Source organism: Cryobacterium sp. M15, assembly GCF_002929675.1.
Taxonomy (GTDB): Bacteria; Actinomycetota; Actinomycetes; order Actinomycetales; family Microbacteriaceae; genus Cryobacterium; species Cryobacterium lyxosi.
In genome coordinates this window covers 176081-198625 of the sequence record NZ_PJJW01000039.1, presented here as the reverse complement: position 1 = coordinate 198625, position 22545 = coordinate 176081, and the positions used below count along the sequence as shown (strand labels likewise).

Here is a 22545-nt window from a genome sequence, read left to right as displayed (position 1 = left end):
TTAGACGCGAGCAGGCTGCGGGGCCAGATTCGTGTCGGGAACGGACGCCGCGGCATCCGTTACCCGGCGCGACCGCAGAAGGCGACGGATGCTGCCGAAGAGGCCACCCGAATCGGAACTGCCGAGCGACGCCGTGATGCGGTCGAGGAAGATTGCGAGGATCACCACGGCCAGGCCAGCTTCGAAGCCGAGCGCAATGTCGATTCGGTTGAGGCTCGCGATGACCTGCGCTCCGAGTCCGCCTGCTCCGACCAAGCCGGAGATGACGACCATGGAGAGCGAGAGCATGATGACCTGGTTGATGCCGGCCATGATGCTCGGGGTGGCCAGTGGCAGCTGAATCTGACGCAGGATGCGCCACGGGGAAGCACCGAAGGCCTGTCCTGCCTCGACGACTTCCTGATCAACACTGCGGATGCCGAGCTCGGTCAGGCGTACTCCGGGGGCCATCGCGAAGATGATCGTCGCGACGATTCCGGGTACCACGCCGATCCGAAACAGAATGAGCGCCGGGATCAGGTAAACGAACGCGGGCATGGTCTGCATGAAGTCGAGCACCGGGCGAATGATGTTCGACGCGAGCGTCGACTTGGCCGCCAGGATACCGAGCGGAACGCTGATCACAATGGCCAACACACTCGCTACGAGCACGAGGGCGAGGGTGTCCATTGCGTTGTCCCACTGGTCGACTCCGAGAATGACGAGCAGTCCGACAACGGTGCCCACGGCGAACTTCCAACCACGGATGCCGAGAGCGAGGACGCCCAGCACGAGCATGATCGCCCAGAACGGTGGTGCTCCGAGCAAGAATTCGACGCCCTCGTACGCGCCGTCGAAACCCGCGCGAACGACGTCGAAGATGAAGCCGAAGGTGTCGGTGATGAAGTCGACGAAGGACTCGACCCATGAGCCGAGAGGAATGCGAAAGTCGTTCATGCGTGTACTCCTTCGGCATCGATCTGTGCATCATCAACGGTTTCTCCGAGAATTTCGGTGATCTGGCTGACCGAGATCGTGGCCGGCGGCATGACGATGGGCAGGGCGCCAGTGTTGGTATTGACGTTCCCGATGGCGGCGAGCAGGGTCACGCGAGGAATCACGCCGAGCAGGCGGTTCTTCTCATCGACGACGGCGATCGGTAATTCGCTCTCGACCGAGGGTTCGACCAGGTCGACCAGGGCGGTTTCGGGCAGCACCGCTCTAGCGTCATCACGAATGATGCCGCGCAGATCGGTCTCGCCGGCTTTGACCATTTTCAATACATCGCGGTCGCGCACGATACCGGCGAAGCTGCGGTCGCGGTTGAGCACAAAAGTGACGGATGTCTGCAGGTCGCGCATGGTCCGCAGCGCCGCTCGCGGGCCCGCGGTCTTCGTGATGACCGAACGCACCGGTTCCATCACGCTCGCGGCGGTGAGAACTCGCGCCCGGTCGACATCCTGCACGAACTGGGCGACGTAGTCGTTGGCCGGGTCGGTGAGGATCTCCTCGGGCGTGCCGATCTGCACGATGCGACCATCGCGCATGACGGCGATACGATCGCCGAGAAACATGGCCTCGTTCAGGTCGTGGGTGATGAAAATGATCGTCTTGCCGAGGGCGGCCTGCAGCTCGATGAGTTGCTCCTGCATTTCGCGGCGAATGAGCGGGTCGAGGGCCGAGAAGGCTTCGTCCATGAGCAGCACGTCGGTGTCGGCGGCGAGGGCTCGGCCGAGGCCGACCCGCTGCTGCATTCCACCGGACAACTCGGAGGGCAGGTTGTCGGCCCAGCCGGCGAGGCCGACTAGATCGATGATGGTCTGGGCCTTCGCGAGGCGTTCCATGCGGCCCATACCCTGGATTTCAAGGCCGTAGGCGACGTTGTCGATGACGGTACGGTGCGGCAGCAGGGCGAAATGTTGGAACACCATGGAGATGTTCTTGCGGCGCACGTCGCGCAGTTCCTTGGCGGACACGCGCGTGATGTCGGTGCCACCGACGGTGACGGCGCCGGAGGTGGTCTCCCACAGGCCGTTGAGCATGCGAATGAGGGTCGACTTACCCGACCCGGACAGGCCCATGACGACGAAGATTTCGCCTGTTCTAACCTCGAATGAAGCGTCGATGACGGCGGCCACGCCGAGAGACGAGATTTCTGCGCGGCTCTTTCCGGCTTTGAGCTTCTTGACGATTTCGTGCGGGCGGCGCCCGAAGGCTTTGTAAAGGCGATCTGCTTTGACGGCTATGGATTCTGGACGAGGAATACTGTCGGTCACGCGTTCTCCGGTGCACGCCCCCGTAGCCGATCTCACGGTCTACGCAGCGCTGTGCTTTCGTGTCGGACGGGTAGGCACTGAGCGGCCCGGACGCGAAAATCAGCGTGGGCTGGAGCGATCATGGGATCACGTCCGTCGGCGCCTCACCATACGCATGCGACCGTTCCATCTCAAATGGTGGCTACGCGTGCGCGTCCTGGTGAAGGGTTGTAAGACCGTGCATGAGCCTAACAGACCGACTTTTCGGTCGGCCGAAAGATTGCATAAAAGAGAGGTGTCGCCCGGGAGGACTTCTCCGGACGACACCCCTAGCGCGAGTCGAACACTCGCGATTTATGCTTAAGCGCGTTCCAAAACCTTGGACTGCGCGGCCTGCTCGGTGGTGCGCTGGCTCTCCGCCGCGCTCACGTGACCGTGCGTGAGCATGGTGCGCTCGTCGAACGGTTCGAGCTTGTCGAGCACTCGGTCAAGCTGCACCCGGTCGAGTTCCTTGGTCCAGGAACCGATCATGACCGTTGCCACGGCATTGCCGGTGAAGTTGGTCAGCGCGCGAGCTTCAGACATGAAGCGGTCGATGCCAACGATGAAGCCGACACCGCCGACGAGTTGCGGGGCGTGGGCCTGCAGGCCAGCGGCGAGGGTGGCGAGGCCGGCGCCGGAGACTCCGGCGGCGCCCTTGCTCGCGATGATCATGAAGGCGAGCAGCCCGATCTGCTCGCCGAGGGCGAGGGGCTGGCCGAGTGCGTTGGCGATGAACAGCGACGCCATGGTGAGGTAGATCGCGGTGCCGTCGAGGTTGAACGAGTAACCGGTGGGCACGGTGACACCGACGACGGGCTTGGAGACGCCAAGGTGTTCCATCTTGGCGATCAGTCGCGGCAGCGCGGCTTCGGACGACGAGGTCGACACGATCAGCAGGTATTCCCGGCCGAGGTAGCGCATGAGCTTGAACAGGTTCACACCCGTGACCAGTTTGAGCAGGCCGCCCAGGATGACCACGATGAAGATGATGCAGGTGATGTAGAAAGCGACCATGAGCGTGAACAAGCTGATCACGGCTTGGATGCCGGTGGCACCGACGACCGCGGCGATCGCACCGAACGCACCGATCGGGGCAAGCCACATGACCATGATCAGAATGCGGAAGACCAGGGCCTGCACGTGTGCGATTCCCTCGAGAATCGGTTTACCGGCCGGGCCCATGCGCTGCAGCGCGAAGCCGGCGATAAGTGCCACGAGCAGCGTCTGCAGAATGTTGCCGCTGGTTAGCGACGAGAACAGGGTGGCGGGCACGATCCCGAGCAGGAACGACTTGGTGTCGGCCGATTCGGTCGCCTCGTAGGTGGCATCCGTCAAGTCGATGCCCTCACCCGGGTGAATCATGTTGCCAACGACCAGGCCGATTCCGAGTGCAAAGGTGGACATGATCAGAAAGTAGCCGAGGGCCAGGCCACCGATCTTGCCGACGGTGGCAGCCTTGGCGATCGAGCCGATGCCGAGAATGATCGTGCAGAAGATGATCGGAGCGATCATCATCTTGATCAGGGCGATGAACAGATCTCCGAGCGGCTTGAGCGAGACCGCGAAACCCTCCGGTCCGCCCCAGACCAAGCCGACGACGATGCCCAGAATAACCGCGATGATGACGGCCATGTAGAGGTAGTGGGACGAGTCGATTCTCTTCTTAGGCTTACCGGATTTGTTAAGTTTGGTTCGGGTTGATGGCGTCGATGCCATGTCAGACTCCTATGTCTAGGCTTAACCTGGCCCAGCACGGGCTCCGGTCGGTGCAATTCGTTCCACACTGGCCGATACAGCGCACTCGCGCACGGTTACGGTCATATTGTTCACGAGCTCACGAAAGAGGCAGGCAGTGCGTAAGGAATGGAGCATCGCCCGGCGGCTCTTTTTCGCGCACGCACTGTTCATCGTTGTGCTCACGGTCTTCGTCGGAACGGCCTTCTTCGTCGACGCGCGTGACCGCGGCTATATCGAGACGGGCAACCGGATGCTCGCGGTCGCCACCGCCATCGCCGACAGTCCGCTCGTGCTCGCGGCCAGCGAGTCGGCCGATCCGAGCGAATCGCTTCAGCCATACGCGCTCGAGCTGAGCGCCGACGCGGGGCTCGATTTCATCACGATCATGGCTCCAAACCGCACCCGCTGGACGCACCCCACCGACACCGAGATCGGCAAGAAATACATCGGCGCCATCGAGCCGGCTCTGTCCGGAACCTCCTTCACCGAAATCAGTACGGGAACGCTCGGGCCATCCGTTCGTGCCGTGGTGCCGGTAACGGATGCCGACGGCACCGTGCGCTCGCTCGTCGCGGTGGGCACCACCACGAGCAACATCACGATCGCCGTGAACGCCCGGTTGCCCTCTGTGCTCGGTCTGGCTCTCGGGCTGCTCGCCTCGGGTTCGGTGGTGACCTGGCTGATCGGGCGCTATCTGCGCCGGGTGACCCTGGGCTGGGGACCGGAGCGTCTCGCGCAACTCTTCGTCTATTACGATTCGGTACTGCACTCGGTGCGTGAGGGGCTTGTGCTGGTCGACCTGCGCGGCGATCTCGTTCTGTACAACGATCAGGCCGCGCGCCTGCTCGGCATTCCGCCGCGACCGGCTGCGGGCAGCGACGAGCGGCCGCCAACCCTTACCGAATTGAGTCTGCCGCCGAGCCTCGGCGAGTTGCTGCGCAGCGGCCGCACCGCGCTCGATGAGATTCATGTCACCGGCACACGGGTGCTCGTGGTCAGCCAGGAACCCGCCATAGCCTCATCAACCTCGGCGACTGGGCCCCGGGCAACCCCGATGGGATTCGTGGCGACGATTCGCGACCACACCGACCTGCAAAACCTCGGCAGCGAGTTGCAGTCGATGCGCACACTCTCGGACGCGCTGCGGGCGCAGACCCACGAGCATTCCAATCGATTGCACACGATCGTCTCCCTGATGGAGCTCGGCCGCACCGATCAGGCCCTCGAATTCGCCACAAAAGATCTCGAGTTGAGCCAGCAGCTCGCCGATGAGATGGTCGGTTCGGTGGACGAACCGGTGATCAGCGCCCTGATCATGGGCAAATCGGCGCAGGCCAATGAGTTGGGAATCGCCCTGACCGTCACGGCATCCGGCACCCTCACCCGGTCCGGGCTGTCGATTCAGGACCTGGTGACCGTGCTCGGCAACCTGGTCGACAATGCTCTCGACGCGGCGGCCGCCGGCCCGGACCCTCGTCGCGTCTCTGTCACGGTGTCATCTACCGAGCAGGCCGTCGTGATCGAGGTCGCCGACAGCGGCGATGGCGTGAGTCCCGACATTATCGACGATGTGCTTCGACTCGGTTTCAGCACCAAAGATTCCGGCCTCACGCAAGCGGACCTCCCGGCTGCAGGCGGTCACGAAACAGGCATCACGGCGCCGAGCCGATCGAGCGGCGGCCGTGGTCTCGGACTGGCTCTAGTGCGGCAGGCGGTGACCCGCCTCGGCGGCACGCTCACCATCGGGCGGCGCGAGGGCGCCGTCTTCACCGTGACGATTCCGGCCGAAACGCGTTTAGGCCTGACCCGAATGGAGGTCGATCATGGCTGAGGCCGCGCTCCCGGTCATTCGCGTGCTCGTCGTCGAAGACGAGCGGCTCGCCGCCGAGGCTCATGCCGTCTATGTGGGTCGATTGGCCGGCTTCGAGCTGGCCGGCACGGCAAGCACCGGACAGGATGCGTTTCGTCACGTCGCAGCGGCTGCCTCGGCCGGAACCCCGATCGACCTTGTACTCATGGACATGAACCTGCCCGACGGCCACGGGCTCGACGTGAGTCGGCGCATCCGTTCAGCGGGCCTCGCCACAGACATTATCGCCATCACCGCGGTGCGCGACCTTGACAACGTGCGCGGAGCCATCGCAGCCGGCGTCGTGCAGTACCTGATCAAGCCGTTCACCTATTCGACCTTCGCTGCGAAATTGTCCAGTTACCGGGACTTTCGTTCGGAACTGCACGGGCAGGCATCCGTCGTGACGCAGTCGGCAGTCGATCACGCCTTTGCGAGCCTGCGCGCGCCGACCGACATTCCCCGGCCCAAGGGGCTGGCAGAATCGACCCTGAACCCGGTGGTCAGGTACCTGCAGGCGCAGGCCAGGCCCGTGTCGGCGAGTGAGCTGATGGAGCCGCTCGGACTCTCGCGCGTGACGGCACGGCGCTACCTGGAGTATCTCGCTGACTCCGGCCTGGTGCTGCGCGCTCCCCGTTACGGCACGCCGGGACGGCCCGAGAACGAGTACAGCTGGAAGCCGGGTCGTTAGCGGGCGTTCAGCGGTTCGTGAAGACCGCAGGCCGCTTCTCGACGAAGGCGGCCATGCCCTCGCTCTGGTCATCGGTGGCGAACACCGAGTGAAACAGGCGACGTTCCAAGTGGATGCCGCCGCTGAGCAGCGACTCGTATGCCGCGTTGACGACCTCCTTGGCGAGCATGGCGATCGGCGCCGATTTCGCGGCGATGTCGGTGGCGGTGGCGAGTGCGTCGGTCATGAGGTCGGCAACCGGCACGATGCGGGCGACGAGGCCGGCGCGTTCGGCTTCGACCGCGCCGATGGTGCGGCCGGTGAGGATCATCTCCATCGCCTTGGCCTTGCCGACTGCGCGGGTGAGACGCTGGGACCCGCCCATGCCCGGGATGACGCCGAGCTTGATCTCGGGCTGGCCGAAGGTGGCCGTGTCGGAGGCGATGATGAAGTCGCAGATCAGGGCCAATTCGCAACCGCCGCCGAGGGCGTGGCCGGAGACGGCGGCGATAACCGGCGTGCGCACGGCCGCGAGTCGGTCCCAGCCGGCAAACCAGTCCGCGAGATACATATCCATATAGGTCATCGTCGACATCTCCTTGATGTCGGCGCCGGCTGCGAAGGCGCGTTCCGAACCGGTGATGATGATCGCACCGATCTCGGGGTCGGCATCGAGCCGGGTGGCGGCACCGACGACGTCCTGCATGGTGGCGAAGTCCAGGGCGTTGAGCGCCTTCGGACGGTTCAGGGTGATGACGCCGACGCGGCCGTGGCGCTCGAGCAGGATGTTGTCGTAGGTATCCGATTGTGCAGTGGTGGTTGTGCTATCGCTCACGTGGTGGCCTTTCATTCGGTGGTCGGTGTCGGTTCGAAGTCGCGCGGGCGCGGCAAGCGCAGCTCGCGGTCGCCTAGCGGCGCAAAGTGGGCGTGCACGTCAGTGTCACTGACAGCGTCCAGGGTGCTCGGCTGCCACCGGGGAGTGCGGTCCTTGTCGATGACCTGCGCACGAATGCCCTCGATCACGTCGTGCCCGGCCACCATGCGCAGGGACACCCGGTATTCCTGTTCGAGCACCTCTTCAAGGGTGCCGAGGTTCCGCGCGCGGCGGAGCGACTCCAGAGTGACCGTGACGGCGGTCGGCGACTTGGCCAGAATCGCGGTGGCTGCTGCGCGGGCAGCCGCCACGGATGATTTCTGCAGCCGGTCGATAATCACGGGCAGGTCGTCACCGGCGTAGCACTCGTCGATCCAAGGCCTCTCGCCCAGGAGCGGCCCAGGGGGCACGACCGTCGCGGCGTGCTCGGCGATGGCGTCGGCAGCGGACATCCGTTTGAGGGCGTCGACTAGACAATCGAGCTGAGCCGAGTCGACGAAGCTGTCGGCGAGGCCAAGCGTGATCGCATCGGCGCCGGTCATGGTCGCGGCGGTGAGGGCGAGGTGAGTGCCGAGCTCACCGGGTATGCGCGAGTAGAGGTAGCTTCCGCCGACGTCGGGCACGAAGCCGATGGTGGTCTCGGGCATACCGAGTCGGGTGCGTTCGGTCACGACGCGGTGGGATGCGTGACCGGAGAGCCCGACTCCCCCGCCGAGCACGATGCGGTCCATCAGGGCGACGAATGGTTTGGGGTACCGCTTGATCTGCGCGTTGAGCGTGTACTCATCTGCCCAGAATCGATCGTTCTCGTGGGGGTCATCGCCGAAAGCGGTGCGGGCGTCACGGTAGATCGAGACGATGTCGCCGCCGGCGCAGAGAGCACGATCTCCGCTTCCGGTAAGCAAAACGGTGTGCACAGCGGGATCGTCGGCCCACTCCGTGAGGGCTTTGGCGATAGCGCGGATCATGCCGTGCGTCAGCGCGTTGAGCGCCTGTGGCCGGTTCAGGATGATGCGGGCGAGCGATCCATCGCGCTGCAGCAGCACTTCGCCGTCGCCATCAGGGGGTGCGACCGCGCCGACACCCGGCTCTACTCTCGTGCTCTCGCCCGAGATGCTGTTGATCGAATCCGTGCGGGGCATAGAAGACCTTTCCGCGTCGATGCGGTTGAGTAGGGGTGAACGTGAGCCAGTCTAGCGACGTGAATTTTCTGGTCTGCGAGCATTCGAGAAACTGATGCCGGGCTCCGTCCTTTCGCTTATGAACAATCAGGAAGCGAATCGCCCGTTAGACGGCCCCTTCAAGAAACGGTCGATGATGCCCGGCATGAATCCCGACACGACCTCCCCGAACTGTCGCCCTGAGCGACCGGCTCACGTAGTCTCTCTACCACCGTTAGAGAAGAGAACGTCTTCCCTGAACGTCCGAATGCGGCCCGTTATTGACTGAAAGCAGCAAAAATGGATGTTTCGCCCCTCGCTTGGATCTTGACCATCGCGGCTATCGTCGCGCTCCTTGCTTTCGACTACGTCTTTCACGTACGGAAGGCGCATGCTCCGACTCTGAAGGAAGCTGCGATCTGGTCCTCGCTTTACGTGGGGATTGCCATCATCTTCGGGCTGGGCGTTCTCATCGTGGGCGGTGCCACGCCGGGTGCGGAGTATTTCGCTGGCTACATCACCGAAAAAGCGCTGTCGGTCGACAATCTCTTTGTCTTTCTCATCATCATGACGAGTTTTCGAGTCCCGCGCGAAGACCAACAAAAGGTGTTGCTGTTCGGCATCACTTTTTCGCTTATCGCCCGTACCGGATTCATCTTCCTGGGCGCAGCGCTGATCAATTCATTCGCCTGGGTGTTCTATTTCTTTGGCATCATCCTGTTGATGACCGCGGGCAACATGCTCAAACCGGAGAGTTCAGAGTCCCGATCGTCTGAAAACTTCATGGTGCGAATCGCTCGCAAAATCTTTCACACCAGTCCGGACTACGACGGAGACAAGCTCTTCACCGTGTATGAGGGCAAACGAGCGCTGACCCCGATGCTCCTCGTCATGGTCGCGATCGCTGGTACCGACCTATTGTTCGCTCTCGATTCGATCCCCGCCATCTTCGGCCTGACTCAGAACGTCTACATCGTGTTCACGGCGACCGCGTTCTCACTTCTCGGCCTTCGACAGCTGTACTTCCTGCTCGATGGGCTGCTGGACCGACTGATCTACCTCTCCTTCGGTCTTGCGTCAATCCTCGCCTTTATTGGCGTGAAGCTCATCCTCCATGCCCTGCACGAGAACAACCTGCCCTTCATCAACGGCGGTGAACCGGTACCGGTGTTCGAAATCAGTACAGCTCTCTCATTGACCGTCATCATCGGTGTGCTCGTGGTCACGGTGCTCGCGTCGCTGCTCAGCCCGGCCGGCCGGGCGCAGACCATTATCGCCAACGCCCGACGCCACGCAATCAACTATTTGGACCTCGACTACACCGAGGACCACACCGAGCGCATCCGCGTGTACTCGGCCCTGGTTCAGGAGGAAGAATCCCTGCGCGCACTCCGGCCGAAGTATCAGAAGTTGGCCAAAGACAAGGCTGGACTGATGGAACTTCTCCATGCGGCACACACCGAACATGACGCGTCGGTGCAGCGCGCAGCGCGCGAATAGTCGAGCATCGGGGTTCTGGTCGCTGTCGGCTACTACAACCCCGGCACGCCGAACGTGTAAACGAAACCGCTGGTGAAGCGCTGGCGAACAAGCTGGATTCAAGAAAACGCCCGGTCAGATTTGACATCTGACCGGGCGTTACGTGAAACGTGTGCACCCCCCCGGACTTGAACCGGGAACCCACTGATTAAGAGTCAGTTGCTCTGCCAATTGAGCTAGAGGTGCGTGTGAGGCAGCGGAATGACCCGCGGCAACGTGTAACCCTAACACTCCAAGAGGCCTCGATGCCAATCGAGATCGCACAGGGGCGGTGACCGGCATCCGCTCACGAAATTACTATCCTTGGGAGGGTGACCGAACCGCGAATCTACGCCCTCTCCGACGACCTCCAGCTCGGGCTGGACCTCGCCGAAGCCGCCGACGCCATCTCCAGCGCCCGCTTCACCGCGCTCGACCTGGTTGTGACGACCAAACCCGACCGCACACCGGTAACGGATGCCGACCAGGCGGTCGAACGCGCCATCCGCGACCTGCTCGCCGAACACCGCCCCGACGACGGCATCCTCGGCGAAGAGTTCGGTACCGCCGGGTCCACCACCCGCCAGTGGATCATCGACCCCATCGACGGCACCGCCGGGTTCCTCCGTGGTATCCCGATCTGGGCCACCCTCATCGCCCTCGCCATCGACGGCGTTCCCGTGCTCGGCGTGGTCAGCGCCCCTGCACTCGGCAAACGCTGGTGGGCGGCAGTGGGCAGCGGCGCCTGGTCTATCGACACGACGCAGGCGGATGCCGCACCCACCCGCCTGCGCGTCTCCGGCATCGAGACCCTCGCCGAGGCATCCATCAGCTACGGCAGCCTGCAGCAGTGGGATCAAGCCGGGCACCTTGACGAGCTCGTCACGCTGTCCCGCCAAGTCTGGCGCACCCGCGCCTACGGCGACATGTGGTCGTACATGCTGCTCGCCGAGGGCCACCTCGACGTGGCCGGGGAATTCGACCTGCAGCCCTACGATATGGCCGCGCTCGCGCCGATCGTGCAGGAGGCCGGCGGCACGTTCACCTCGGTCGATGGCCAGCCCGGCCCCTGGCACGGCAGCGCCCTGGCCACCAATGCACTGCTGCACGCGGCGACGCTCGCGGTGCTGAACCCGGAGCGGGCACCCTCACAGACACTGTGACGGTCAGGCCGACGCACCCGGATCGTCGGGGAAGATGCCGTTGCGGGCTGTGCGCGCGTCGAGCCGACGCTGGCGCCAGACCCGGGGGTTCAAAAGCAGAATCGGCCCCGGAATACGCAGCGCGTAGCCGGTCGGCAGAATCCAGCCGTAGCGTTTGGCCAGCAGCGATAGCGCGGCGCCGCTGAGAATGGCCACGCCGGTACCAACCGCCACGAACCCGAGCTTGCTCAGAATCACCATCTCGACGCTCGCCAGCAGGGCACTCGTGGCATAGAGCGTATTGCCGCCGAAGATCGTCGGCACCTTGAGCAGCATGATGTCGCGCACCATACCGCCGCCGACCGCGGTGATCATACCGAGCAGGATAGCCGGAAGCCAGCCGAGACCGGCATCAAGCGCTTTCTGCACACCCACCGCCGCCCAGCACCCCACGGCGAGCGCGTCAAGCAGCAACAGCACCCGTCGGGTCCACCGGCCGTTGAACGTGACGAAGAAGGCGATGACCCCGCCGAGGATGGCAAAGATCAGATAGGCCGGGTCGAGCAGTGCCGCCGGGCTGCCCTGCTGCAGCAGGGTGTCGCGGATCATGCCGCCGCCGAGCCCGCTCATGATCGCCAGCACCACGAAACCGACGATGTCGAGGCGGGCCGTGCGCGCGGCGACCCCGCCGAGAATGGCGTTGGCGAGCACACCGGCCAGGTCCACGAAGCGGATTACCTCAAACAGTGTCTCCGACTCAGTGTTCACTTGCCCCATTCTCTCTCATCTCGGCGAAAGGGACGGGCGCATCTACAGTTAAGGCATGAGGATCAACGCTTTTTCGGACGTGTGCCTGCGCGTCGTCATGCTGCTCTGCGCGGCGCCGGAGACTGTGACCTTCACCTCGCGAGTGGTCGCCGCCGAGGTCGACACCCCCTATAACCACGTGGCCAAGGCGCTGTTGCGCCTGCGCGAGCTCGGCCTGGTCGAGGCCATTCGAGGGCGGAGCGGCGGCGTGCGCATCAGCCCACTCGGCCGCGAGGTCACCGTGGGGGCACTCCTGCGCCAGCTCGACACGCGCACCGACCTCGCCGCCTGCGACTCGCCCGACGGACCCTGCCCCTTATTGAGCGGATGCGGCCTGCGCGCCGCCCTCCGCCGGGCTCGGGATGCCTTCTACCGCGAGCTGGATGACCTCGTCATCGCCAGCCTCCCGCACGGAAAACCTGCCGGGCCGGTTTTGGTCGAACTCGGATTGCTGCGGTAGGACTAAAGTCCCTTCTTTCTACGACTTGTAGAAACCATCCGTTTAATTGGCATATCAAATGCTACTTTTGTAGGAGACGCCCACAACCGGGAGTCGGTCATATAGAAGGAGTATTCATGCTTTCGGCCCAGTCCCTCCCCCTCATCGAAGCCACCCTGCCGCTGGTCGGCGAGCGGATGCCCCAGATCGCGAGAAACTTCTACAAGCGCATGCTCACTGCTCACCCCGAATTGTTCGACGGGTTGTTCAGCCGCTCGAACCAGAAGAACGGCACGCAGCAGCAGGCCCTTGCCGGCAGCATCGCTGTCTTCGCAACTCACATGGTGCAAAACCCCGACATCACTCCGGAGGCCATGCTCTCCCGCATCGCCCACAAGCACGTCTCCCTCGATATTCAGCCCGAGCAGTATGACATCGTCTACAAGTACCTGTTCGAGGGCATCGCCGACGAACTCAGCGACGTCATCACGGCCGAAATCGCCGCCGCCTGGACCGAGGTCTACTGGCTGATGGCCCACGCGCTGATCAAGATGGAGAAGGGCCTCTACGCCGGACTTGCCAGCGACAAGCCACTCGCCCCCTGGACCGTCGTGAAGAAGCAAGCGGCTGGAACGGACGCCGTCACGTTCACCCTCGAACCGGCTGACGACACCCCCGTGACGCCCGCCCTGCCCGGCCAGTACGTCAGTGTCACCGCCACCATGCCCGACGGCATCCGCCAAGTGCGCCAGTACTCCCTCTCGGCCGGCACGGCCACAACGCGAGTCTTCACCACCAAGCTCGACGCCGACGGCGAGGTCTCCCCCGTGCTGCACCGCGACGTGCAGGTCGGCGACACGCTCATCCTCTCTGTGCCGTGTGGCGATATCACCCTCGATACGGGCACCGGCCCGCTGATCCTGGCCTCAGCCGGAATCGGCTGCACGCCCAGCGCTTCCATCCTGCGTTCCCTGGTGGACACGGGCTCAAAGCGTGAGGTGCTCGTACTCCACGCCGAGAGCAACCTCGAACGCTGGGCCCTGCGCGACCAGATGAACGAAGACGTCGCCCTACTGGAGGCGGCCGAACTCGAGCTCTGGCTGGAGATCCCGAGCGCGGGCCACCACGAGGGCTTCATGTCACTGGAGAACGTGACGATCCCGGAGGATGCCTCGGTCTACCTCTGCGGTCCGCTCCCGTTCATGCGCAGCCTGCGCGCGCAGGCGCTGCAGTCCGGCGTGCCGGCCGATCGCATCCACTACGAGATCTTCGGCCCTGACCTGTGGCTTGCCAACGCCTGATCCGGCCTCACCCGGCCTGCCGGGCGCAGCACGATTCGGCCAGACCCGGCACTCCCGCGCTAGGGTGAGGCGTGGACGCTAACGGTGGTATCGAGATAGAACGCAAATTCGACGTCGACGAGCTGACCCCGTTGCCGCGGCTGAACGACCTGCCCGGCGTGCAGGCCATCGCGCAACCGGTGACCTTCGATCTCGAGGCCGTCTATTTCGACACGATCGATCTCGTCCTCAGCGCCGCGCACATCACGCTGCGCCGGCGTACCGGCGGCGATGACGCCGGATGGCACCTGAAACTGCCAGAGGCCGCTGGCCGTCGCCGCGAGATTCACGCACCCCTCGGCGGGGACGGGCAGGGCGAAGCGGACGCCGTACCCGAGTCGCTCGCGCAACTCGTGCGGGTCTACGTGCGGGACGCACCGCTCGTTCCCGTTGCACGCCTTCGCACCACCCGCGACGTGCATGCCCTGATCGGTGCGGGCGGCGAAACCCTCGCCGTGCTGTGCGACGATCGGGTGCGCGCCGATCGACTGATCGACCAACCGGCCAGCGCGGCGTGGCGCGAATGGGAGATCGAACTTGTCGACGGGCCGGAAGACATGCTCGACGCGGGGCAGGCTGTGCTCGCGGCCGCCGGCATCCTCGTGTCACGGCAAGCGTCGAAACTAGCGCGTACCCTCGGCGACCGATTGCCGGCGGAACCGCCCCAGGATGAGCGGCGCCCAACGCCCACCGGACCGGCCGGGAACGTCTTAGTGGCCAGCCTGGGCGAGCAGATCGACGTCATTCGCGCGCAGGACCCGCAGGTTCGCCAGCACGCGACCGGCTCTGTGCACGCGATGCGCGTCGCCTTGCGCCGGCTGCGTTCGGTGCTGGCCACCTATCGATCCCTCGTCGACCCGACCGTCGTTCAACACCTCCGCTCCGAACTCGGCTGGCTCGCTGCCGTGCTCGGCGGATCCCGCGACGAAGAGGTGCTGCAACGCCGCCTCACCGGCCTACTCGACCGCGAGCCCCCGGTTCTGCTCCTCGGCCCGATTCGGGCGCGCCTCGAGACGCGCTCTGAAACGGATGCCGATACCGCCGGGCACACGCTCGTCACCGCCCTCAACACCCACCGATACTTTCGGTTGCTCGACGCCCTCGATGCCCTCGTCGCCACGCCGCCGTTCACGGCTACGGCCGACCAGGATGCCCGCGTGGTCGCGCCCGCCCTGGTCGCGAAGGAGTGGAAGAGGCTGCGCCGCGCCGTGCGCCGCGCAGCCAAGACCGTGCCGGGGCCAGAACGTGACCTCGCCCTGCACGAGGTGCGCAAGCGCGCCAAGAGGCTGCGCTACGCGGCCGAGACGGCGCATCCGCTCAACCCGAAGCGTGCCGCGCGGGTGAGCGGATTCGCCCAGAAACTGCAGACCATGCTCGGCGACCAGCACGACAGCGTCATCGCCCGTGAGCGCCTGCTGCGCCGCGGCGGGGTCGACGCCTACCTTCGCGGCGAGAACACCTTCAGCTATGGCCGCCTGCACGCCCAGGAACAGCAGAAAGCAGCCGATGCCGAGGCCCTCTTCTGGAAGGCCTGGACAAACCGCCCCTGACCGTTCAGTTCCAGAGCGCCGCGTACACCTGGGGGCCGCGCCGGGCGACGCTGCGTGATGAACCGGGGGCGACACGGCTTTGGTGGCTAAGGCGGTCGGGACGTCCTCGTCAGACGTCCGTGTCCCACTGGGTGCTGTCGAGATCGCCGCGCAGCGTTCCGGTAGCCGCATCGACCGCCTCTCCGACAGTGACCGCGAACCGCTCCGGAGGAAACCGCCCGCTCAATCCGTAATCACGCAGGTGGTCTTTCACCGGGCCTTTCATCTCGGCAAAGACCAGCGTGATGCCGCGAGAAGCCAGAAAATTGTCGAGTTCGAGCAGTTCCTCCACAGCGGTCGTGTCGATATCGGTGATGGGCTCCGCCGCGAGGATGACCGTGTGTATCCCGCTACCGGCAGCCGCGACCGTGGCCCGCACAAAGTCGTCGAAGATCCCCCCGTTGGCGAAGAAGAGTGGCGCATCGAAGCGAACGATGACGAGGCCGGGCAGCCGTTCGCCCTCCGGATGCCGCGACAGGTCGTGGTAGCCGCGCAGACCGCGGATCCGACCGAGCTCGGCCCGGTAGGGCCGCCAGGCCTGGCTGACGAATGCGCCGAGCGAGAGAACGATTGCCACGACGATACCCTCGATCACGCCGACCACCAGCACCCCGAGAAAGGCCGCGAGTGAGAGCGTCGCGTCGACCTTGTTCATGCGCACGAGCGCGATGAACCCTTTCACATCAACGAGCCCGGCCGCGGCGACCATGACGACCGCAGCGATCGCCGCCGAGGGCAGAAAATCCGTGAGACCGGGCGCGAATAGCATGAAGGCCAGAACGAGGGCAGCACCAACGACTCCGGTGAGCTGGGAGCGAGCCCCCGCCTTCTCGGCGACGGGGGTGCGCGAGGACGACGCTGAGACGGGGAATCCACCGAGCAGTCCGCTCGCGATGTTCGACGCGCCGATCGCCCTCATTTCCTGGCTACCGTTGACATTCTCTCCGCGGCGGGCAGCAAACGATCGCGAAAGCACGGCGGTGTCGGCGAAGGCGATGAGCGCGATACCCAGTGCCGGAGCCACTAAAGCCGCCGCATCCGCCCACTGCAACCCGCCGAGCGCGGGTGCGGGGAGCCCCTGGGGAAGCGCACCGACGACAGGCAGGGCATCCCTCAGCCCGAAGACCGCGGTCACTGCTGTCGCGAGTACGACAGCCGCGAGCACACCCGGAATCCGGGTTCTGCGCCACGACAGGACGACAATGACGGCCAGCGAACCGAGGCCGAAGAGCGTCGCAGTCAGGTTCACCTGCCCGCCGGTGATTCCGGCGAAGATCCCGATCGCGTCGCGCAGCGCCGAGTCCGCTTCGATGGAGAAGCCGAAAAGGGTGGGCAGCTGCGACACGATGACCAGCAGGGCGAGAGCGTTGAGGTAGCCAACGCGGATGGGTTTGGAGAGCAGGTCGGTCACGAAACCGAGGCGCAGAATTCCACCAAGTGCGAGAATCACTCCGACCATGATGGCCAAAAGCCCGGCGAGGCCGACTGCGCGAGCATCATCGCCGAGAGCCAGAGGCACGATCGCGGCTGCGATGATCGGCGCCAGTGCCGAGTCGGGGCCGAGCACGAGAATGCGCGACGGCCCGAAGACGGCATAAGCGGCCAGGGGAATGATCGTGGCGTACAGGCCCGATGCCGGAGGTAGCCCCGCTACCTCGGCGTAGCCGATGCCGACCGGTATGAGCAGAGCGGTCAGAACGACGCCCGCACGCAGATCGGGCAGTAGCCAGGAACGCCGGTAGCCAAGCGCCGTGTCGATCCCCGGCACCCACCTCCGCAGCCACTTCGCAGCCATGCCTTTCCTCTCCCGAAACCATCATGGTGCATGACTGGCTCAGGCAGCATGCGAGATGACTTGCGACGGCACCTGAAACTTTCGGCCTGCTGGCCACGGTATCGTTCATCGCATACCGAATTGGTCGGTGCGCGTGTGGCCACGAGCGCCACGCTAATAGAAGGAACACCGATATGCGCGAGGTTTTGGATACCCTCCTCACCGGCTGGCAGAGCGGTGCCACCGCTGGCCTCGCCACGGTCGTTCGAACCTTCCAGTCCGCGCCGCGCCCGCCCGGCGCCTCCATGCTGGTCAGCGCCGACGGCACCGTGGCCGGATCGGTCTCGGGCGGCTGCGTCGAGGGAGCCGTCTATGAACTGGCCACCCAGGTAGCCAAGGACGGCGTGCCGGTGCTCGTGCGCTATGGCATCAGCGACGACGACGCCTTCGCCGTAGGGCTCACCTGCGGCGGCATCCTCGACGTCTTCATCGAACCCGTCTCCCGCGCCACCTTCGCCCTGCTCGATGGCGTGCACGACGACATGGCTGCCGGGCGCCCGGTAGGCGTGGCCACCGTGATCGAGCATCCGGATGCCGGCTGGATCGGCCGACACCTCGTGGTGCGGCCGCACGGATTTGCGGGCGACCTGGGCTCTGACCGCGCCAACCACGCCGTCGGTGACGACACCCAGGGTCTGCTCGCCGCCGGTCGCAACACCACTCTCACCTACGGCCCAGACGGCGAACGGCGGGGCGAGGGCCTGCGGGTGTTCTTCGCAAGCTACGCGCCCCGGCCGCGCCTGCTGGTCTTCGGGGCGATCGACTTCGCCACCGCCCTCGCCCGGCTCGGCACTTTTCTCGGCTACCGGGTCACGGTCTGCGATGCTCGCGGCGTCTTCGCGACGGCCGCCCGGTTTCCCGGCGTCGACGAGGTCGTGGTGAGCTGGCCCGACCGCTACCTGCGCGAACAGATCGCCGGCGGATTCATCGATCCCCGCACGGTGATCTGCGTCCTGACCCACGACCCCAAATTCGACGTTCCCTTGCTCGAAGCGGCCCTGCACGGCCCACCAGTGGCCTACATCGGCGCGATGGGGTCGCGGCGTACCCACGCTGACCGCCTGGAGCGCCTGCGCGCGGTAGGGGTGACCGATGCCGAGCTGGCCCGGCTGCGCAGCCCGATCGGCCTCGACCTCGGCTCGCGCACTCCCGAAGAGACCGCGGTCTCGATCGCCGCCGAGATCATCTCGCTGCAGTGGGGCGGCAGCGGAAAGCCGCTGCATACTCTCGTCGATTCCATCCACCACGACGACCTCGTCGACCCCGACCCGCCTGCCGATCTATCGGCCTCCCCCAGCCAGAAATTGATCGAGGCATGAACATTCTCCACTCCGTCACCTCAGTGCTGTTCGTGCACGCGCACCCCGACGACGAGACCATCAGCACCGGCGGCCTCATCGCTTATCTCACGAGCCGCAACATCCGAGTCAGCCTGGTCACTGCAACGCGCGGTGAGCGCGGAGAGGTCGTCGCTGGACCGCTTTCCCCGCTCGCCGGAACCATAGCCCTGGCCCAGGAGCGCGAGCGCGAACTCGCGCGCGCCGCCGTCACGCTCGGCGTCGACCAGAGCTTCTGGCTCGGCGAAGCACCGGCGCGTGCGCCCGGGCTCCCCCCTCGCCGCTACCGCGACTCCGGGATGCAGTGGATTCGCCCGGGCCTGGCCGGACCGGCACCTGATTCTGAAACGGATGCCCTCGCTCGCGCCCCGCTCGCCGAGGTCACCGAGGATCTCGTCGCGGTACTGCAGCACCTGCGACCAGACCTCGTCATCAGCTACGACGCAACCGGCGGCTACGGTCATCCCGACCACGTGCGGGTCCACGACGCCACCCTCGCCGCCAGCCACAGACTCGCGGTCCCCTACGCCGAGATTCTCGATATTCCCGCAGCGGATGCCGAATGGCTCGACCTCGACGCCTCGCGCGACACTGTCGTGGCGGCCCTGCGCTGTCATGCCAGCCAGCTCACCGTTCACGGAGACGACATCGTGCACTCCGGCGGCCAGCGCGACGCCATCCGCACCGCGATCGGCCTGCGCCTGCGCTGACAGCCGCATCCGGTTAACCACAACTGGCCGCCCAGTCGGGCGGCCAGTTGTGAGAAAAAACTCAACAACGTGTGACAGAACCGATGGTGGAGATGCGGGGAATTGAACCCCGGTCCATTGCTGTGGTCATATGCCTTCTACGGGTGTATCCAGTGAAATCGCTTTCTCGGCCCCGGAATTTGCCACTGGCATCTACTCCGACAGGCCCAGCCTTCGTTTAAGTCCCTCTACGCCCCGTGGCTCAATGTAGAAGCAAGCTCTCTAAATGGCGTCAGGATCCGGGTAGAGAGCATTCCCGGTCTGGCGGACTTCTTTAGTGCTTTCGCTTAGGCAGCGAGAGCGAAGTCAGTGCGGTTTGATTTGGCACTTATTGTTTTTGCAGAGATCGTTTACGAGATAACCCTGCATCCTCGACCCGCTTCTCACAATTGCGCAAACAATGTCGAAACCGATCATCCCCATACACATCACGCCCGGTGTCTTAATCAACACCGTGGCCGGCGATGGGTTCGTGTCACACGCTGTTGAATTACCAAACTGCACGCTTCGGTGCAGCCTCCCATACTACTACAGAAGCTGGCTAATCGCCGAGGTGGCGCTGCGCCGACATCGCGCGATCCGATTCGCGCTTGTCGGTGCGTTCCCGCAAGGTCTGGCGCTTGTCGTACTCTTTCTTGCCCTTGGCTACCGCAATTTCGACCTTCGCCCGACCGTCCGCAAAATAGATGCGCAGCGGAATGAGCGTGTAGCCGCCCTCTTTGGTCTTGTGGCTGATCTTCACGATCTCCTTCTTATGCAGCAGGAGTTTGCGCTTGCGACGCGGGGGGTGGTTGGTCCACGATCCACCGGAGTATTCCGGAATATGCACCGCATCAAGCCAGGCCTCGCCGCCCTCGATGAAGGCATAGCCGTCGACCAGTGTCGCCCGACCGGCGCGGAGCGACTTGACCTCGGTGCCGCTCAAGACCATCCCGGCCTCGTAGGTGTCACTGATGAGGTAGTCATGTCGGGCCTTGCGGTTGGTCGCCACGACCTTCTCTCCACGTTCCCTGGGCATGTGTTCACCTCGATTCTTTTCTTCAAGCGGATGCCGTCGGCCGTTCGGCAGACAGCCCACCAGTCTAGCGGAACCCTGCCGTGCCCGGCATCCGCTTATGGGTTAGACCTTGAGGTAGCGAGTGATGGCGAAGTTGGCCGAGAACGCGGCGAGCACCGCACCGACCACGAGCAAAATGGGCACCACAACGAGGGCATCGTCCATGCCGATCAGGGCGAATCCGGTGAGCCTCGCGCCGAGGTAGCCCTGCACGAAGAAGTACACGAGCGCAACGATCGCGCCGCCGGCCAGCAGCGAGCCGAGCAGCGCCGCGAAGACGCCTTCCAGGATGAACGGCGTCTGGATGAACCGGTTGCTCGCGCCCACCAATCGCATGATGCCCAGTTCCCGTCGCCGGGAGAACGCCGACAAACGGATGGTGGTGGCGATCAGAAGCGCCGCCGCAATCAGCATCAACCCGGCGATGCCGATGGCCGTGTAGCTCGCCACATTGAGCACGGAGAAGATCTGGTCGAGGTATTTGCGCTGGTCAGCGACATTCTCAACGCCGGCGACCCCCGACAGGCTCTCCACCAGCACCGCGGACTGGGACGGGTCTTTCAGGTTCACCCAGAACGTCTGGTTGAGCTGGTCGGCCGTGACATAGTCGGCGACCGGGTTGCCGGCGAACTGCTTCTTGAAGTTCTCGAAGGCCTGCTCGTGCGTCTCGAAGTAATAGTTGTCGATGAAGGACGTCAGGGTCGGTGAGGTCAGCTGGGCTTCGACGGCGGCGATCTGCTCGGGTGACGCGTCGCCGCCGGTGCAGGTTTCGCCCGGGGATATATCGGAGCACATGTAGATGCCGACCTGCGCCTTGTCGTACCAGAAGTTCTTCATCTGGCCGATCTGCATCTGCATGAGAATGGCCGCGCCGACGAAGGTGAGCGAGATGAAGGTCACGAGCACGACGGAGACGACCATGGACGCATTGCGCCGAAGACCATTCGCGGCCTCGGACAGCACCAGACCGAGCCTCATCGGGTCGGCCCCACGTTCTGTTCGCCCGTTTGATCGGGTTTCTCCCCCGGCGCCCGCAGCCCGAGTTTCTCGGCGAGAGTGAGTTGCTCCGGGTCATCGTTTTGGGCGACCGGCAGCACCGGGCGTGTCATCGGCGGCACCGGTGTAGTGAGGACGCCCTCGACAGCGGGGGCATCGATAGCGGGATCATCGATAGCAGGATCGTCGGTAGCGCGGGCGGCAACGGGAGCTGCAGCGATCGGCGCTGGCGCCGCGGCCGACGCTGCGGCAACAGCCGCCGCCGCAGCTTGGTGCAACGATACGGAGGTTTCGGGAACAGGCGCAGAAGGGTGCGTCAACGATGGTTCCGGCGCAGCGGCGGGCCGGGCGTAGGCGACGGGCACCGGCTCGCTGGCGGGGGTATCCGTTGTCGGCGCCGGCACGATGGTGGGAATGGACGCGGTGGCGTAGCCGCCCTGGCGCTCGTCACGCACGATCTCACCGTGCACGAGCTCGATCACCCGGCGCTGCATCTGGTCGACGATGCCGGCTTCGTGGGTGGCCATGATGACGGTGGTGCCACTGGCATTGATGCTCGCGAGCAACGACATGATCTCGGCGCTCGTGGTGGGGTCGAGGTTTCCGGTGGGCTCATCGGCCAGCAGAATCTGTGGTTTGTTCACGATGGCGCGGGCAATGGCCACCCGCTGCTGCTCACCACCGGAGAGTTCGTGCGGGAGGCGCTGGGATTTTTCGGCCAGGCCGACCATCTTGAGGGTGTCCGGCACGGCTTCCTGGATGAAACCGCGGCTCTTGCCGATGACCTGCAGGCTGAAGGCGACGTTGTCGAAGACGGTCTTGTTCGGCAGCAAACGAAAGTCCTGAAAAACCACACCCATGTTGCGGCGAAAGTAAGGCACCTTGCGGTTCGAGATCGACCGCAAGTCCTGGCCGAGCACGTGGATGCTGCCGCTGGTCGGCTTTTCCTCCTTGAGCACGAGCCGCAGGCAGCTCGATTTGCCCGATCCGGAGGCGCCGACCAGAAAGACGAATTCGCCTCGCAAAATCTCGACGTCGATCGAGTTCAGTGCCGGCCGAGTGGTGCCGGGGTACTTCTTGGTTATGTGATCAAAACGGATCATAGCTCTTAGAGCCTAGGCATCCGCGGGCGTTTTCCCAACAGCGACATACCCGCCGAAGCCGAAGCCTC

19 protein-coding genes, 1 tRNA gene and 1 other RNA gene are annotated in these 22545 nt (G+C 64.6%); 9 read left to right on the top strand and 12 right to left on the bottom strand.

The window, feature by feature from the left end:
- From CXY83_RS12300 to CXY83_RS12290, 3 genes are all read right to left on the bottom strand, one after another.
- Window positions 1-936, bottom strand: coding sequence for a proline/glycine betaine ABC transporter permease (locus tag CXY83_RS12300; protein ID WP_104197618.1), 936 nt, complete (start codon window positions 934-936; stop codon window positions 1-3).
- Entirely contained in the window at window positions 933-2255 is a 1323-nt protein-coding gene (locus CXY83_RS12295) for a glycine betaine/L-proline ABC transporter ATP-binding protein (protein ID WP_233200877.1), read from the bottom strand. Before CXY83_RS12295 ends, CXY83_RS12300 begins: the two co-directional genes overlap by 4 nt.
- A gap of 339 nt (window positions 2256-2594) precedes the next feature.
- Window positions 2595-3992, bottom strand: coding sequence for a cation:dicarboxylate symporter family transporter (locus tag CXY83_RS12290; protein ID WP_104197617.1), 1398 nt, complete (start codon window positions 3990-3992; stop codon window positions 2595-2597).
- A 136-nt stretch (window positions 3993-4128) separates the two neighbouring features.
- On the opposite strand from CXY83_RS12290, the gene CXY83_RS12285 reads away from it, so the two are divergent.
- The gene (locus CXY83_RS12285; protein ID WP_104197616.1) at window positions 4129-5844 is read left to right on the top strand and encodes a sensor histidine kinase; all 1716 of its coding nucleotides are present in this window, start codon (window positions 4129-4131) and stop codon (window positions 5842-5844) included.
- Window positions 5837-6553: a response regulator gene (locus CXY83_RS12280; protein WP_104197615.1), complete on the top strand. Its 717-nt coding sequence runs from the start codon at window positions 5837-5839 to the stop codon at window positions 6551-6553. Before CXY83_RS12285 ends, CXY83_RS12280 begins: the two co-directional genes overlap by 8 nt.
- A 7-nt stretch (window positions 6554-6560) precedes the next feature.
- Here the strand turns inward: CXY83_RS12280 and CXY83_RS12275 are convergent, their stop codons facing one another.
- The gene (locus tag CXY83_RS12275) at window positions 6561-7382 is read right to left on the bottom strand and encodes an enoyl-CoA hydratase (protein ID WP_104197614.1); all 822 of its coding nucleotides are present in this window, start codon (window positions 7380-7382) and stop codon (window positions 6561-6563) included.
- Complete coding sequence (locus tag CXY83_RS12270) at window positions 7379-8548, bottom strand: enoyl-CoA hydratase/isomerase family protein (RefSeq protein WP_104197613.1); 1170 nt, start codon at window positions 8546-8548, stop codon at window positions 7379-7381. The genes CXY83_RS12275 and CXY83_RS12270 overlap by 4 nt, the downstream gene beginning before the upstream one ends.
- Before the next feature lie 318 nt (window positions 8549-8866).
- On the opposite strand from CXY83_RS12270, the gene CXY83_RS12265 reads away from it, so the two are divergent.
- On the top strand, window positions 8867-10066 hold the full coding sequence (locus CXY83_RS12265) for a TerC family protein (RefSeq protein WP_104197612.1): 1200 nt from the start codon (window positions 8867-8869) through the stop codon (window positions 10064-10066).
- 152 nt (window positions 10067-10218) lie between these two features.
- On the opposite strand, the gene CXY83_RS12260 is transcribed toward CXY83_RS12265, so the two are convergent.
- Window positions 10219-10291, bottom strand: a tRNA-Lys gene (locus tag CXY83_RS12260).
- Window positions 10292-10416: 125 nt separating this feature from the next.
- On the opposite strand from CXY83_RS12260, the gene CXY83_RS12255 reads away from it, so the two are divergent.
- On the top strand, window positions 10417-11247 hold the full coding sequence (locus CXY83_RS12255) for an inositol monophosphatase family protein (RefSeq protein WP_104197611.1): 831 nt from the start codon (window positions 10417-10419) through the stop codon (window positions 11245-11247).
- Between the two features lie 3 nt (window positions 11248-11250).
- Here CXY83_RS12255 and CXY83_RS12250 read toward each other — a convergent pair whose 3' ends face one another.
- On the bottom strand, window positions 11251-11994 hold the full coding sequence (locus tag CXY83_RS12250; protein ID WP_104197610.1) for a trimeric intracellular cation channel family protein: 744 nt from the start codon (window positions 11992-11994) through the stop codon (window positions 11251-11253).
- Between the two features lie 55 nt (window positions 11995-12049).
- Between CXY83_RS12250 and CXY83_RS12245 the strand changes: the two genes are divergently transcribed.
- The 3 genes from CXY83_RS12245 to CXY83_RS12235 all read left to right on the top strand — a co-directional run bounded on the left by CXY83_RS12245 (window position 12050) and on the right by CXY83_RS12235 (window position 15362).
- Complete coding sequence (locus CXY83_RS12245) at window positions 12050-12493, top strand: Rrf2 family transcriptional regulator (RefSeq protein ID WP_104197609.1); 444 nt, start codon at window positions 12050-12052, stop codon at window positions 12491-12493.
- A gap of 116 nt (window positions 12494-12609) precedes the next feature.
- Window positions 12610-13773: a globin domain-containing protein gene (locus CXY83_RS12240; protein WP_104197608.1), complete on the top strand. Its 1164-nt coding sequence runs from the start codon at window positions 12610-12612 to the stop codon at window positions 13771-13773.
- 71 nt (window positions 13774-13844) lie between these two features.
- Entirely contained in the window at window positions 13845-15362 is a 1518-nt protein-coding gene (locus CXY83_RS12235; protein WP_104197607.1) for a CYTH and CHAD domain-containing protein, read from the top strand.
- Between the two features lie 109 nt (window positions 15363-15471).
- Here the strand turns inward: CXY83_RS12235 and CXY83_RS12230 are convergent, their stop codons facing one another.
- Window positions 15472-17196, bottom strand: a complete 1725-nt coding sequence (locus CXY83_RS12230; RefSeq protein ID WP_104197606.1) for a SulP family inorganic anion transporter — start codon at window positions 17194-17196, stop codon at window positions 15472-15474.
- Window positions 17197-17369: 173 nt separating this feature from the next.
- Here CXY83_RS12230 and CXY83_RS12225 point away from each other — a divergent pair, with 173 nt between their 5' ends.
- Entirely contained in the window at window positions 17370-18554 is a 1185-nt protein-coding gene (locus tag CXY83_RS12225) for an XdhC family protein (RefSeq protein WP_104197605.1), read from the top strand.
- A complete protein-coding gene (locus CXY83_RS12220; RefSeq protein ID WP_104197604.1) occupies window positions 18551-19282 on the top strand; it encodes a PIG-L deacetylase family protein in 732 nt (243 codons plus the stop codon). The genes CXY83_RS12225 and CXY83_RS12220 overlap by 4 nt, the downstream gene beginning before the upstream one ends.
- Before the next feature lie 84 nt (window positions 19283-19366).
- Here CXY83_RS12220 and ssrA read toward each other — a convergent pair.
- From ssrA to ftsE, 4 genes are all read right to left on the bottom strand, one after another.
- Window positions 19367-19742, bottom strand: a transfer-messenger RNA (tmRNA) gene (gene ssrA / locus CXY83_RS12215).
- A gap of 120 nt (window positions 19743-19862) precedes the next feature.
- Window positions 19863-20339 carry an SsrA-binding protein SmpB gene (gene smpB / locus CXY83_RS12210; RefSeq protein ID WP_092108491.1) on the bottom strand — a complete coding sequence of 159 codons (477 nt, stop codon included), beginning with the start codon at window positions 20337-20339 and terminating at the stop codon, window positions 19863-19865.
- A 102-nt stretch (window positions 20340-20441) separates the two neighbouring features.
- Window positions 20442-21356 carry a permease-like cell division protein FtsX gene (gene ftsX / locus CXY83_RS12205; RefSeq protein ID WP_104197603.1) on the bottom strand — a complete coding sequence of 305 codons (915 nt, stop codon included), beginning with the start codon at window positions 21354-21356 and terminating at the stop codon, window positions 20442-20444.
- Window positions 21353-22477, bottom strand: a complete 1125-nt coding sequence (gene ftsE, locus CXY83_RS12200) for a cell division ATP-binding protein FtsE (protein WP_104197602.1) — start codon at window positions 22475-22477, stop codon at window positions 21353-21355. The genes ftsX and ftsE overlap by 4 nt, the downstream gene beginning before the upstream one ends.
- Window positions 22478-22545: the final 68 nt, after the last annotated feature.

Coding starts and splice junctions, on each gene's coding strand:
- CXY83_RS12300 (WP_104197618.1), bottom strand. CDS start 936: ATGAACGACTTTCGCATTCCTCTCGGCTCATGGGTCGAGTCCTTCGTC.
- CXY83_RS12290 (WP_104197617.1), bottom strand. CDS start 3,992: ATGGCATCGACGCCATCAACCCGAACCAAACTTAACAAATCCGGTAAG.
- CXY83_RS12280 (WP_104197615.1), top strand. CDS start 5,837: ATGGCTGAGGCCGCGCTCCCGGTCATTCGCGTGCTCGTCGTCGAAGAC.
- CXY83_RS12275 (WP_104197614.1), bottom strand. CDS start 7,382: ATGAAAGGCCACCACGTGAGCGATAGCACAACCACCACTGCACAATCG.
- CXY83_RS12270 (WP_104197613.1), bottom strand. CDS start 8,548: ATGCCCCGCACGGATTCGATCAACAGCATCTCGGGCGAGAGCACGAGA.
- CXY83_RS12265 (WP_104197612.1), top strand. CDS start 8,867: ATGGATGTTTCGCCCCTCGCTTGGATCTTGACCATCGCGGCTATCGTC.
- CXY83_RS12245 (WP_104197609.1), top strand. CDS start 12,050: ATGAGGATCAACGCTTTTTCGGACGTGTGCCTGCGCGTCGTCATGCTG.
- CXY83_RS12240 (WP_104197608.1), top strand. CDS start 12,610: ATGCTTTCGGCCCAGTCCCTCCCCCTCATCGAAGCCACCCTGCCGCTG.
- CXY83_RS12230 (WP_104197606.1), bottom strand. CDS start 17,196: ATGGCTGCGAAGTGGCTGCGGAGGTGGGTGCCGGGGATCGACACGGCG.
- CXY83_RS12225 (WP_104197605.1), top strand. CDS start 17,370: ATGCGCGAGGTTTTGGATACCCTCCTCACCGGCTGGCAGAGCGGTGCC.
- CXY83_RS12220 (WP_104197604.1), top strand. CDS start 18,551: ATGAACATTCTCCACTCCGTCACCTCAGTGCTGTTCGTGCACGCGCAC.
- smpB (WP_092108491.1), bottom strand. CDS start 20,339: ATGCCCAGGGAACGTGGAGAGAAGGTCGTGGCGACCAACCGCAAGGCC.
- ftsX (WP_104197603.1), bottom strand. CDS start 21,356: ATGAGGCTCGGTCTGGTGCTGTCCGAGGCCGCGAATGGTCTTCGGCGC.
- ftsE (WP_104197602.1), bottom strand. CDS start 22,477: ATGATCCGTTTTGATCACATAACCAAGAAGTACCCCGGCACCACTCGG.